We start from the raw sequence: 13,355 nt of genomic DNA on the forward strand, positions 1-13,355 counted from the left end.
ACTAACTAACTAACTAACTAACTTTATTTCACCATCAAATCAACTAACTGATTAACATCCATATCGATAAAAGTATCGTAATCCAATGTTGCATTTAAGATTTGTTTCTGTTGTTTATCTGCAAATATTCGGGCTACATTAATCCTGTATTTTTCAATCAGTTTAGGAATACCTTCATCGCGACGGCGTGGATGCCCTATTGGATATTCAACCAAAATTTCAGAGAGCTTTGTTCCATCATTTAATGTAATCGTCAGTCCATTTGCAATTGCCCTTTTTTCAGGATCATGGTAATCTTCTGTTAATTTAGAATCTTCGATACAATTCATTTTATCACGCAAAACATCAATTCGAGGATCCATAGCTATCCGATCTTCATAATCTTCTGCTGTCAATCGGCCATAGATTAAAGGTACCGCAATCATATATTGTATACAATGATCTCGATCAGCAGGATTATGAAGTGGCCCCTTTTTATCAATAATGCGAATAGCAGCTTCATGGGTCCTAATTTCTATATGCTTAATAGACTCAACAGTTTTCCCTATTGCTTTAAGTTGATCATGCAGCAACATGGCAGCCTCAACAGCTGTCTGAGAATGGAATTCAGCCGGAAAAGAAATCTTAAATAAAATATTTTCCATCACATAAGAGCCATAAGCTCGCTGAAATTGAAATTCCTTTCCTTTGAACGAAACATCATAAAATCCCCACACTGGAGCCGTTAATACGGAAGGATATCCCATTTCCCCTGTCTTGGCTATCAATGCTAACTTTACAGCACGTGAGGTTGCATCGCCTGCTGCCCAAGATTTACGGCTACCTGTATTAGGCGCATGACGATATGTTCGCAGTGCCTGCCCATCAACAAATGCCAGTGAAACAGCATTGATCAATTCATCACGACTTAATCCCAACAATTTACCAACCACAGCTGTGGAAGCTACTTTAACAAGAATCACGTGATCTAAGCCCACTTTATTAAAAGAATTTTCCAAAGCAAGAACACCCTGAATCTCATGTGCCATGATCATTGCTTCCAAGACTTCCCTTGCTTTTAAAGGTTTTTCACCCATAGCAATACGGGTTCTACTCAACCAATCAGCCGTTGCTAAAATACCTCCTAAGTTATCCGAAGGATGTCCCCATTCTGCCGCAAGCCAAGTATCATTAAAATCCAACCAGCGCACAATTGTACCGATATTAAAAGCAGCCTGTATCGGATCTAATTGGTAGTTTGTTCCAGGAACTTTCGCACCGTTTGGCACAATGGTACCAGATACCACCGGACCTAACAATTTTGTACAGGCAGGGTAAGTGAGCGCTTCAAAACCGCATCCTAATGTATCCAAAAAACAGTAAAATGCAGTTCTCCATGCAACTTTGCTTTCAATCTTATATTGAAGAACATAATCTGCAATATCAGCCAAGACCTGATCAGCCGGTGGTCGTTCATTCGAAATTTGTGATGCCATTTTTTCTAAAAAACTATTCGTAAATATTAAATTTCAATTGTTGCGTTCATTTGTATACTTTCTCACATTACCTTTCAGAAATAGGAATATAAGGTCTATTTTCTGGTCCGATATAGTGAGCACTAGGTCGAATAATCTTCCCGTCCTGACGCTGTTCAAATACATGTGCCGACCATCCTGTTATCCGTGACAGCACAAATAAAGGGGTAAACATTTCTGTCGGGATACCCATTATATGATATGAAACGGCCGAATACCAGTCTAAATTGGGAAACATTTTCTTTTCTTCCCACATCACAAATTCCAAACGCTCGGCAATGGAATATAGTGTCATATCGCCCGCTTCCTCCGATAGCTCCCTAGCAATACGCTTAATAACCTGGTTACGCGGATCTGAAATAGTATAAACAGGATGACCAAATCCAATAATAACCTCTTTATTCGCTAACCGCTTACGAATATCAGCCTCCGCTTCATCAGCATTGGCATAACGACTCTGTATTTCAAAGGCTACTTCATTAGCACCACCATGTTTTGGTCCCCGCAGGGCACCAATAGCTCCTGCAATACAAGAATAAAGATCCGATCCAGTACCTGCAATAACACGGGCGGCAAAAGTAGATGCGTTAAACTCATGTTCAGCATACAGATTAAGAGACACCTGCATGGCTCTTATCCAAGATGCAGATGGCGGCGTGCCATGCAACAAGTGTAAAAAATGCGCACCCAAAGTTCCATCGGTCGTTTCGACATCAATTTCTCGGCCATGTTGGCTAAAATGATACCAATACAACAAAGCAGAAGCCATAGAGGCCATTAAACGGTTGGCAATATCGCGCGCACCAGCACTTGGATGACTTTCCTTTTCAGGTTGAATACTCCCAAATACCGAAACATAAGTTCGAAGAACATCCATTGCATGAGCAGTTGTCGGCAATTGTTTTAAAACTTTCTGTATCGCGATCGGTAATCCACGTTGACTTATTAATTGTGCCTGATAAGTGGTCAATTGCGATTTAGTCGGTAAATTTCCATAGATCAATAAATAGGCTACTTCTTCAAAACTAGCCTGATCTGCAAGTTCCAAAATATCATAACCTCGATAATGTAAGTCATTACCACTTTTTCCGACGGTGCTTAATGCTGTATTGCCTGCGGCAACACCAGATAATGCGACGCTTTTCTTGGGTTTAAAACCCATTTCATTTGTTTCTGTCATCATGCTTAGTATTGAACAATTGATCTAGTTTATTTTCATATGCATAATAATTAATGCTACGATAAAGTTCTTCACGGGTTTGCATACCTACCAGAACGGCAGCTTGCGTACCATCTTTTCGAATATGCTGATATACATTTTCAGCCGCTTTATTAGCTGCTCGAAAAGCAGAGAGCGGATATAAAATTATTGAAACTCCTACTTGATGTAATTCATCTCGAGTAAACATTGGCGTTTGACCAAACTCTGTAATATTTGCTAAAACAGGCAATTGGGTTGCATCATGAAATCGTCTGTATTGATCCAGTTCATGAACAGCCTCTGCAAAAATAAAATCAGCTCCAGCCTCTTTATATGCGATAGCTCTATCTAAAGCCGCCTCTAAACCTTCTGATGCTAAAGCATCTGTACGGGCGCCGATTACAAATGTATTATCCGTACGTGCATCCACAGCAGCTTTAATACGGTCCACCATCTCTGTCTTCGATACCAATTCTTTTCCAGGTCGATGTCCACAACGTTTTGCTCCCACCTGATCCTCCATGTGAACAGCTGCAGCACCAGCCTTGATCAAAGACTGAATCGTACGTGCTATATTAAATGCCGAGGGTCCAAATCCGGTATCGATATCGACCAATAAAGGGACTGGACAAACGTTCGTAATACGCTGTACATCAACCAGTACATCTTCCAGCGTGGTAATCCCAAGATCAGGAATTCCTAAAGAACCCGCGGCAACTCCTCCTCCCGATAAATAAATGGCCTGAAAACCTGCTTGCTGAGCTAGCAGAGCATGGTTCGCGTTGATAGTTCCAACCACCTGTAATGGTTTTTCCTGTTGCATCGCTTCTCTGAAAAGAAGCCCTGGAGTTTTTATCATATAATTGGATATTATAAATGAGCCCGATAGCCGAGCAGATGCATTAAACTTTTTATTGCTTAATGTCCAAGAAATTTTCTGCTTTATTATCGTATTGAAAAAAGTTCCCTCATTGCTAAAGATAAGAAAAATAATGGTCGTGATCACCATCTTTAAAGATCATTTTTCATGTAAATGTTCAAAGTACACACTCTCAACAACACCCTTCAAAATATTGATTATCAAAAGTTTTATTGTAAAAAAAACACTTGATAAAATAATTAAAAAGGCTAAATACTGAGACAATATGCATATCCACTGGGTCAGATGATGAGCAATAGAATTGGTAATAATTATATTGCTTATTACTACAAATTTATTTAAGTTTGCTTGAACGCAGTATTTTAAGCATAATCCTTATTTAACCTTTTTTAAACCGTTTCACTACATCAATATGAACCTTAAAACTATCGGTTTATTTTTTCTTTTGCTCACTTTATGTCAGCATAACTACGCTCAAAAAATAACCTTATCTTTTGGCGAAGAAGTACAACTTGAGGATCTACTTTTATCAACAAAGCCCACTAAAAATTCAATCAACTGGTTAAATGTAAACACAGCCAAAGATACTTGGCGTTTAAAGGGGAAATCACTCATATGTACAGGGCTTCCTATTGGTGTCATGCGTTCTGAAAAACTATATGAAAACTTTATTATCCATGTCGAATGGAAGCATATCTATGCAGGAGGTAACTCGGGTATCTTTGTATGGTCGGATGCAGAGCCCGATTCCATAGGAAGACTTCCTGGAGGAGTTGAAGTGCAGATGCTGGAATTGGATTGGGTAAAACAGAATACCAAAGACGGTGTTGTTCCGCCAATCGCTTACGTTCATGGCGAATTATTTGGTGTGGGCGGTGTGGAAACAATACCAGATAATCCACGCGGTACAAGAAGTAAAGCTATAGAGAATCGGGCTAAAGGAAAAGGAGAATGGAATAAATATACGATCGTCTGCGTGGACGGTACAATTAAATTAGCTGTGAACGGAAAATTTGTCAATGGTATTCGCAATTCGACTATTAAGAAAGGGTACCTATGTCTTGAATCTGAAGGTTCGGAAATACATTTTAGAAATTTTCAATTAATTGAACTTCCTCCAAGTGTTACCCACATTTCTCAAATCGTAAAAACAATAATACAATAACCACTTAACTTCGTTGCTGCTCTTTTAAGAGCAGTTTAAAACAGAAAATTTAACAGCTAAAAATTAAAAATAATTAATTTCGGATCTTAATTGTAAGTTACAAGCAAAAAAAAGAAAACTTTTGATTTCGTTTACTGTTATATAATAAACAACAATCGTTAATTATATAGAAAACTTACGAATCATGAAGAAATTAGCATTACTACTTACAATTATGGGGGGAATAGCTTTCGGCGCAAATGCACAAAAGATCGAAACTGTTCCACAAAGTTCAGCAGATGTTGGAACTACCCCAATAAAAAAAGGTAACTGGATGGTTGGTGGTTCCTTAGCAAATCTTGGTTATAGTTTTGAAGGAAAAGCATTTAATATCAACGTACAACCTCGAGCTGGTTATTTTGTTTCTGATGGTATCGCGATCGGAGCTCAAGCTAACTTAGGATTTATTGCTGTAAAAGATCATGATAACGAATGGAATTATGGTATTGCACCTTTTGTCAGATATTATTTCCCAGAAGGTTCATCTTCGTCAGGACGTTTCTTCGGACAAGGTGATATTGGTATCGCAGGTAGTTCAGTTGGAAAAGGTGCTTCCTTAGCTTTAGGAGCAAATCTTGGTTATGCACACTTTATTACAAGAACAGTTGCACTTGAGGCTACTGTCGGTTATAACTATACCAAATCGAACGTTAACTTAGGTGAGAAGTCTTCTGGCTTAGGAGTAGGACTTGGATTCCAAATCTATTTACCTGGTCAGAGATAAAAACAGATTTTTGCATCGTATAAAAAAAGCACATATTCATCTATGTGCTTTTTTTATTAACGTCATTTATTCATCATAAAACAGACTTCATTAAAAAATCATGAACATAATACGTTCTTAGGTTTTATTGTCATCACAGTCTGTTCATGCCAGCTTGTTGCTACTGGACAACCCAGTTTTTCATTATAATAAATATCAGATACAACATGCTCTTTTTCGATTTTCACCTCCAGCTGAAACATACTGTCCAAATCATTTAAAATACGCTGCTGATACTCCTCTCTTTCAGTTGCCGCAGGTAAAGTAATTTCATAGCAATACAAATACTTCTCCCTCCATAATGCGGAGTCTCCACAATCCTGAGTATGTAAATACTGACATCGATTATCATCATAGATAAAAATACGTGAGACAGGAAAATTTGCCGATAAACCAAACGCAAACAAGTAAAATTCATAAATCGCCATATTGACTAATGAGATTCGAAGTATATCGGCTTTTTCATCGCGCACAACAGCACTGTAAGAATCAAGTCCACTTAAAGGAGATGTAAACTGTGCATAGTATTGTTCCGGAGGTTTAACTTTTAAAATGCTTTTTAAAGGTTGTTCCCGATTATGAGTTTGAAACTCCTTCATGACACGAGTTTTAAAACGATCTTGCCTTAATGTTTTCATTCTTATTATATGTTTATAAGTTTTTCGTGTAATTAAAAGCTTTAGCTATACTAAGTATGTTCCCAAATCAATTGACTTCCCTATAAAAAATTGAAAATAAAAAACCGACCTACTACATTCACAAATAAACAAAAACATGCATCTATCATAGAGCACAAAAAACTCACTTAAATTTATTGTATCAAGAATAAATTAATCATGAAGATTTCTCTATCAGTGCTACTTGCCAGATAAGTAGGTCGGAAAAATCATAAGATACTAGCCGTTCACCATCTTTACATAAGCCGTTACAAATATGAAAAAACAGACAACATGAAGTTGACAACATGTTATAAAGGTGACGAGTAGACTTATATTTTTTTTTAAATATCGTTATCTAACAAATTTTAATATAGCATGCATTTTATATAAATAGTGCATGTAAAAAAATGCGATCAAATGGCTACATAATTTCAATCCCATGAATATTAAGAATTCTCCCTCGTAGAAATAAAGATAAAAATAATGCATACAAGAAAAGGCACCCTATTGGGTGCCTTTTCTTGTATTATAGTTCATACGTAGTTCTTACCAATAAATTGAATATAGTGCAACCACAATCATGAGTACCAGTAATGATCCAATAACAAAACCATTGTGAGATTTAAACATTTTTACATCAATTTCTAATCCTTTAGGAACAATACCACGTTTGTTATCAATCAGACTAATGATTACCATAAAGATCACACATATGATAAATACAAAACTCATCCTATCAATAAATGGAATTTCATAAATACCAGTAGCTGGGTTCAGCACAGAGAATCCGGTGCTTGATAAGAAAGAAAGGTCCATCATATCTGGCAACTTTTTGAATAGTACAGACAAAATAAAGCCTCCAATCGTTGCGAACATCGCGGCATTTGATGTTGTTTTTTTCCAAAAGAACCCTAGAATAAACATAGCAAAAATACCCGGAGAAACGAATCCTGTATATTCTTGAATGTATTGAAATCCCTGTTTTCCTTCTCCCATTAGCGATTCGCCTAAAATAAGTGCTAATCCTGTTCCTAAAACCATGGAAACAATAACAGCTATTTTCCCTACATTAACCAAATTCTTTTCAGAAGCAGTTTTATTGATTGCTTTTTGATAGATATCTAACGTAAAAATGGTCGCAATACTGTTTGCTTTGCCCGCTAAAGAAGCAACGATTGCAGCAGTCAAAGCAGCAAAAGAAAGACCTTTTAATCCAGCGGGCAAAAGGGTTAAGAGCGCTGGATATGCTTTATTTGGATCCTGTGCTCCTGTAGATGTCAATAAGCTTGAAGCATCAATAGCACCTAAGTTTTTATTTACAATATAATAAACAGCAATACCTGGGATAACAACAATCACTGGCATCAAGAGTTTTAAAAATGCAGCAAACAATAAACCATTTCTTGCAGTTGGTAAGGAAGCTCCCAATGCACGCTGGGTGATATACTGATTACAGCCCCAATAACTTAGATTGGCGATCCACATACCCCCGATCAAAACACTGATACCAGGTAAATCCATATAATTAGGGTTGTCGGTTTTGAATATCATATGGAAATGCTCAGGAGCATCATTATGTAAAGTGGTGAAACCAGCTAAAACTCCATTACCATCTGAAATGATATTAAGTGCTAAGTAAGTAGCTACCAAACCCCCTAATACTAAGAAAAACACCTGAATAACGTCTGTATAACCAATAACCTTCATACCGCCTAATGTAATGATGATAGCAAAAACAGCCAATAGCATAATACATAAGGTCAGATCTAAACCAGAAATACCACTGATAGCGACAGCTCCAAGATATAAGATCGACATTAAGTTGACCACGATATAAAGCATTAACCAAAATACAGCCATGATCATCGCTACAGTACCATTATAGCGTTGGTTCAAAAACTGAGGCATGGTAAAAATCTTATTCTTCAGATAGACCGGCATAAAGAATATGGCTACAACAATCAGGGTTATGGAGGCCATCCATTCATATGCTGCGATTGCAAGTCCCATTTTAAAGCCCGAACCGCTCATTCCAATGAATTGTTCAGCAGAAATATTTGAAGCGATCAAGGAGGCACCAATAGCCCACCATGTCAATGATCCTTCAGCCAAGAAATAATCCTTTGCTCCTTCTGACGCTGACTTCTTTTTGTAGTAGATCCACAAACCATATGAAGCAACAATTATAAAGTATACAAAAAATACAATATAATCCTTCGTACTTAAAATAGTATTCATTAGTTAAGATTAATTAGATTTTGATATAAAAATGTGAGGCTAAATATAGAAATATTTATTGCAGAATCACATAAAAAAACAGACACAAAACTTATATAATCAATTTCACTCATCTCAAAATAGTTCAATTTTTATGTTTTTTTCCCAATTTTCTTTGTAATTTTGCACAATAATGTCAAAAATCTCATCAAATAGAGTTATTCGTTATACCTCTTTATTATTACTTTTCGTAATACAATTATTATTTTTATTAGCAATCTTTAAGGAAAATAACTCAACTATTGCCCTTTCATTCTTCATCATTCTAATTTCATTCTTATTACTTTTCTCCTTTTTTAAGTCGCCAGTTCATCATAATAAATTAGCGTTTGAAAAAGTTTATATTGCCGTATGGGTTCCAATTGGTGCGATAAGTTGTTATTTTTTAAATCATGCATTTGGATTAGGTTCGGTATTTTCAGCAAGTTTAGTAGGGCTCACCGGCGCCTTAATTCCGTACCTAAACAAAAAGTCAAGTTATCTGCCCCATCTACCTCCTGCTATTTATTGCGGTGCATTCGTAGGTATGTCCAATACCAAAGTAGCTCATGATATTTATTTCATTCTCGCAGCCAGTATCTGTACGGCTATTCTGCTGATCATATCAAAAAGTTTGTTGAACGGAATTGGCGGAAAACTTGGAACATTGGCTTTTGCCGGAGTTACCATTACCTACTTGATTCTATTTTTATTTTCTAGATAATGATATTTACAGCGATTCTCATATTTACAGGAATTTTCGGGAGTTTACTCACTTATTATTTTAACAATAAGCTGAAACTTGGAGGTGTATTATCCTCATCCCTACTGACCAGCATTGTTGCTGGATTTGTCCACTTTTTCCCTTCTTATATTCCAAAAGAATTAGTCAATCATATTCCGCTGATTTTTATTGGGTCTTCTTTTGTCGGTATGGTTTCGAGCAATCAATTATCTACATTTATCGGAGTTTCACTTTCCGGTCTTGTATACAGCCTGATCTATATCAACACCAGTAAATTTTTTGATGGTTTTGGCGGTGCATTAGGTACTTCAGCGTGCATATCATTACTGGTAATTATGAGCATACCTTATCTTCGGTCAAATCATAAAATGACACTGGGTTTCTTTCAGTTACGCCGTATGATATTTAAGAACACCAGAAGAAAATCGCAAAAAAACACCTAGTCGTGCACCAATACCTTAAAAATCTACTTTTTCAATAAAAGGCAGCAGCTCTCTTCCCTAAAAATCTCAGAACTTTATCACAAAATAAGAGCATAAAAAACGGTTTAAGTATTATTACTCCCGCTTTTAAGAGAAATAACAGCCTCAAACCGTAAGATGCAAAGTCTTCTCAGAGATTACAAAACAGTAACATTAAAGTGTTACTCGATTATCATCACTGTTATAATCCATAAATATATCATTATCAAGCACAACTTCTTTCACCTTTGCTTTAGCTTTCAGTTTTAATGTAGTAATAGCCTGATTACTCTCCCAAATTTGTGGTGTAAAATGAATTTTTTCTTTTTCACCGTCCATATAAGTCAATACCACATCAAATGGAATCGCAAATCCACCATTATTTTCAATCACTAAATTAATGGTTTTATTTTTTTGACTGACCTTTGACAGCTTCAGATCGATATAATGATTACTAAAATACCAGTTATTCCAGAACCAATTGAGATTTTTTCCAGATCCTGTATTGAAGGAATAAAAATAATCCCAAGGAGTCGGATGCTTCCCGTTCCAATTCTCCATATAATGATGTAAAGCTTTTCTGAATGCTTCGTCCCCTAGATAATCTTTCAGTGCCAAATAAGATAATGCCGATTTGATATAGGCATTATTACCATAACCCTTACCGCTCAATTGTGAAGACAAAGAAATCAATGGCTGATCTTGTTCCGTAGCAGGATCCTGAATCCATCCTTTTACCCGAAATTCTTTAAACAATTGCTTAGCAGCTTCCTCTCCATTTTCATCCATTCCAATTAGCAATTCCAAAGCTGTAGCCCAACCTTCATCCATAAAGGCATAACGGGTTTCATTAGTTCCCATATAAAAAGGAAAATAAGTATGTGCAATTTCATGATCTACAGTTTGTCTAGCATCCATCAAGTTATCCGGCACACTGCTATCATTGACCATCATCGGGTATTCCATATCCGCAAATCCCTGAATTGCAGTCATCGTTGGAAATGGATATTCTACTCCTGGCCAATTTTTAGAGAACCAGTCAATACAGTAACGCTCCCACCCTACATATTGCTCGAAATCCTTAGTCCCATTCAAATAAGCCGCCTGAACACTTACTCTTTTACTTTTCAATTGAACACTAGAAGCATCCCACACATAATGATCACTCAAAGCAAAACAAAAATCAACAATATGATCTGCTTCAAACTTCCAGATGTTCCAGTCATGCTGTTTTGTCACCTTTTGTGTCTCCATTTCTTTTAAATTTGCAACCGTAATCACTTGGTCCGAAATCAAAGATTTTTTAAAACGGTCTAATATTTCAGTTTGCAGTACCTCTTCAGGATTTAGAAAACTTCCTGTAGCCCATACTACATAATTTTTTGGAACGCGGATTTCAACTTTATAATCATTGAAATCATTATAAAATTCCTGACGGCCGTTATGTTCCAAGACATCCCATCCATTATAATCATCATAAACTGCTATACGCGGGTATGCATACGCACAAAAATAGGTACCAGGATCAATCTGCCCCTCACGGTCACTGGATAATGACAATGGATACTCCCATTCCATTTCGACTGTGACAGAAGACTTAGGATCAACCGGTTTATTCAACTTAATGCGATTGGCGGTAGTCCAGTCTTTACTGTCGATAACATACACTTTATTATCTACTTTAAACGACTTCAACTTCAGTCCCGAAGTGAGAAAATCTGTACTGACATCCGCAGCTCTTGCGGCTGTAGGTTTATGTACATTATTAGCAAAATGAATAACAAGATCTTTTAATGCATTAGGACTATTGTTCTCATATTGAATACGCTCTTTTCCAGAAACGATTTTTGTTTCTGGGTTTACCGTTACCTGTATGTGATATTGTGCTCTGTTTTGCCAATATTTTGCACCTGGTGCACCGGTTAAACTTCGGGTTTCATTTTTATAAGCCTGTTTAATATGTCGAGGAGTATATAATTCCTGAGCATGCAGGAATATGTTACAGACGACAATGTAAACCAGACTGAGGAGAATCTTTATTTTCATGTACTTTTTTTTTGCTAAAGATAAGCAGTTCCTAAACGTCGTACAACAAGGAGATGTGTCGTATATTAAAAATTACTGGTTAAAAAATATGGCAAATCTTACTTTTAACCATATTTCCTTATTAAAATAACACTTGATACCAAAGAGATATGGATAATTGTATAAGAATCATGAACGCCAAATAAAAAAAATACAAACAAATTTATCTAAGTTTGCATACTATCTATATGACTAAAACGTTAAATTTTATACTCATATGTTGCAATATAAACTTGATACATGAAAAGATATTTACCTCATTTAAAATCTGTTAACATAACTTTAGTTTCCTTATTACTTTTGTTCGCAACTCTTATCACTCCAGTTCTTGCTCAGGTCACTATTGTATCGGACTCATCTAGATTAGAATCACAATCCACCTATATGCAGCATAAAATTGATTCTAACGCTTCTTATCAATATGATATATCCGATTTATTTCGCAACATTCTTCATCCCAAAAGAGAGCGAAACCCAAATAAAAAACGTTCTGGAATTACCCTGATGCCTGGTGTGGCCTTAAATCCCACTATTGGAGCTCAAATCGGAATAAAGGGAGTTGCAGGAATTGTACTGGGAGATAAATCGAATACCACAATGTCTACAGCGGCATCAACAGCTTCAGTAACAACAAAAGGTATTATGGTTTTTTACGTAAGCCATAACATCTACACCAGAGAGAATAAATGGAATATTCAGGGAGGATGGGCTATTGTTAAAATGGTCAATCCAGATGCCGGCTTAGGAATGACTAAAACTTTTTCTGGACAACATGATGATGATATTCTGGCTAACCCAGACAAAAACATGTTTGTCTACAAGTATACATCCTTTAGCATCAATGAAAAGCTCTATAAACGGGTTTCAGATAATCTTTTTTTAGGTGCTGGTTTTGCATTTGACATTCGCAGAAATATCAAAGCATCGACCGAAAACAATGACAATCCAAATTACGTCTATAGTAAACGTTATGGTTTTGATCCTGAAAAATTCAATTCAAATGGTCTCCTGTTTAATGTTCAGTATATGACACGTGATAATCCAAATCGTGCTTATAAAGGAATTTATTCGGATATTGGAATTCGTATGAACCAGGAGTGGATGGGCAGTAGTAAGAATGCAATTCAGCTTACCACAGATTTTAGAAAATACATTAGTCTTTCTGAGGAAAACCCTGAACATGTACTTGCATTATGGAATTATGGATCTTACCGTATAGCAGGAAGACTACCTTATCTTGATCTACCAGGAACTGCCAAAGATAGTTATGCACGGTCAGGGCGCGGTTATACGCTTGGGTTTTTCAAAGGCTTATCTTACTTCTATAATGAGGCAGAATACCGTTTCCCGATACTTCGTAATAAATTTATCAGTGGAGCAACCTTTTTTAATATCCAATCGACCAATAACGATATGGACAGCAAATTATTTCAATCTTGGAGAGCTGCTGGAGGAGCAGGATTGCGCATTCTGTTTAATAAAGCCACGCGCACCAATTTATGTATTGATTATGCTTTTGGTGGGTATCATCAAAGAGGTCTATTTCTTGGATTAAATGAAACCTTTTAAAAAGCAGGCTTAATTGAA

General features: G+C 36.4%; 11 protein-coding genes. 5 read left to right on the forward strand and 6 right to left on the reverse strand.

Annotation, left to right across the window (positions count from 1 at the left end; genetic code table 11):
- Positions 1–23: 23 nt before the first annotated feature.
- The 3 genes from ACFS6I_RS15785 to prpB form a co-directional block, all read right to left on the reverse strand.
- Positions 24–1,475, reverse strand: a complete 1,452-nt coding sequence (locus tag ACFS6I_RS15785) for a bifunctional 2-methylcitrate dehydratase/aconitate hydratase (RefSeq protein WP_380922030.1) — start codon at positions 1,473–1,475, stop codon at positions 24–26.
- A gap of 67 nt (positions 1,476–1,542) precedes the next feature.
- Entirely contained in the window at positions 1,543–2,697 is a 1,155-nt protein-coding gene (prpC, locus tag ACFS6I_RS15790) for a bifunctional 2-methylcitrate synthase/citrate synthase (protein WP_380922032.1), read from the reverse strand.
- On the reverse strand, positions 2,678–3,574 hold the full coding sequence (prpB, locus tag ACFS6I_RS15795) for a methylisocitrate lyase (RefSeq protein WP_132843917.1): 897 nt from the start codon (positions 3,572–3,574) through the stop codon (positions 2,678–2,680). Before prpB ends, prpC begins: the two co-directional genes overlap by 20 nt.
- Before the next feature lie 433 nt (positions 3,575–4,007).
- Between prpB and ACFS6I_RS15800 the strand changes: the two genes are divergently transcribed.
- Both ACFS6I_RS15800 and ACFS6I_RS15805 read left to right on the forward strand, forming a co-directional pair.
- A complete protein-coding gene (locus tag ACFS6I_RS15800; protein ID WP_380922034.1) occupies positions 4,008–4,760 on the forward strand; it encodes a 3-keto-disaccharide hydrolase in 753 nt (250 codons plus the stop codon).
- Positions 4,761–4,944: 184 nt separating this feature from the next.
- Complete coding sequence (locus ACFS6I_RS15805) at positions 4,945–5,523, forward strand: hypothetical protein (protein ID WP_380922036.1); 579 nt, start codon at positions 4,945–4,947, stop codon at positions 5,521–5,523.
- 98 nt (positions 5,524–5,621) lie between these two features.
- Here ACFS6I_RS15805 and ACFS6I_RS15810 read toward each other — a convergent pair whose 3' ends face one another.
- Both ACFS6I_RS15810 and ACFS6I_RS15815 read right to left on the reverse strand, forming a co-directional pair.
- Positions 5,622–6,200: a hypothetical protein gene (locus tag ACFS6I_RS15810; protein ID WP_380922038.1), complete on the reverse strand. Its 579-nt coding sequence runs from the start codon at positions 6,198–6,200 to the stop codon at positions 5,622–5,624.
- A gap of 567 nt (positions 6,201–6,767) precedes the next feature.
- Complete coding sequence (locus ACFS6I_RS15815) at positions 6,768–8,459, reverse strand: sodium/sugar symporter (protein WP_380922040.1); 1,692 nt, start codon at positions 8,457–8,459, stop codon at positions 6,768–6,770.
- 172 nt (positions 8,460–8,631) lie between these two features.
- Here ACFS6I_RS15815 and ACFS6I_RS15820 point away from each other — a divergent pair, with 172 nt between their 5' ends.
- Positions 8,632–9,201, forward strand: coding sequence for a hypothetical protein (locus ACFS6I_RS15820; protein WP_206368662.1), 570 nt, complete (start codon positions 8,632–8,634; stop codon positions 9,199–9,201).
- On the forward strand, positions 9,201–9,665 hold the full coding sequence (locus ACFS6I_RS15825) for a hypothetical protein (protein ID WP_346588619.1): 465 nt from the start codon (positions 9,201–9,203) through the stop codon (positions 9,663–9,665). The genes ACFS6I_RS15820 and ACFS6I_RS15825 overlap by 1 nt, the downstream gene beginning before the upstream one ends.
- A 192-nt stretch (positions 9,666–9,857) precedes the next feature.
- Here the strand turns inward: ACFS6I_RS15825 and ACFS6I_RS15830 are convergent, their stop codons facing one another.
- Positions 9,858–11,729: a M1 family metallopeptidase gene (locus ACFS6I_RS15830; protein WP_380922043.1), complete on the reverse strand. Its 1,872-nt coding sequence runs from the start codon at positions 11,727–11,729 to the stop codon at positions 9,858–9,860.
- A 279-nt stretch (positions 11,730–12,008) separates the two neighbouring features.
- Between ACFS6I_RS15830 and ACFS6I_RS15835 the strand changes: the two genes are divergently transcribed.
- Entirely contained in the window at positions 12,009–13,337 is a 1,329-nt protein-coding gene (locus ACFS6I_RS15835; protein ID WP_380922045.1) for a BamA/TamA family outer membrane protein, read from the forward strand.
- Positions 13,338–13,355 lie beyond the last annotated feature (18 nt).

It is taken from the genome of Sphingobacterium anhuiense, from assembly GCF_042686355.1.
Lineage (GTDB): Bacteria > Bacteroidota > Bacteroidia > Sphingobacteriales > Sphingobacteriaceae > Sphingobacterium > Sphingobacterium anhuiense.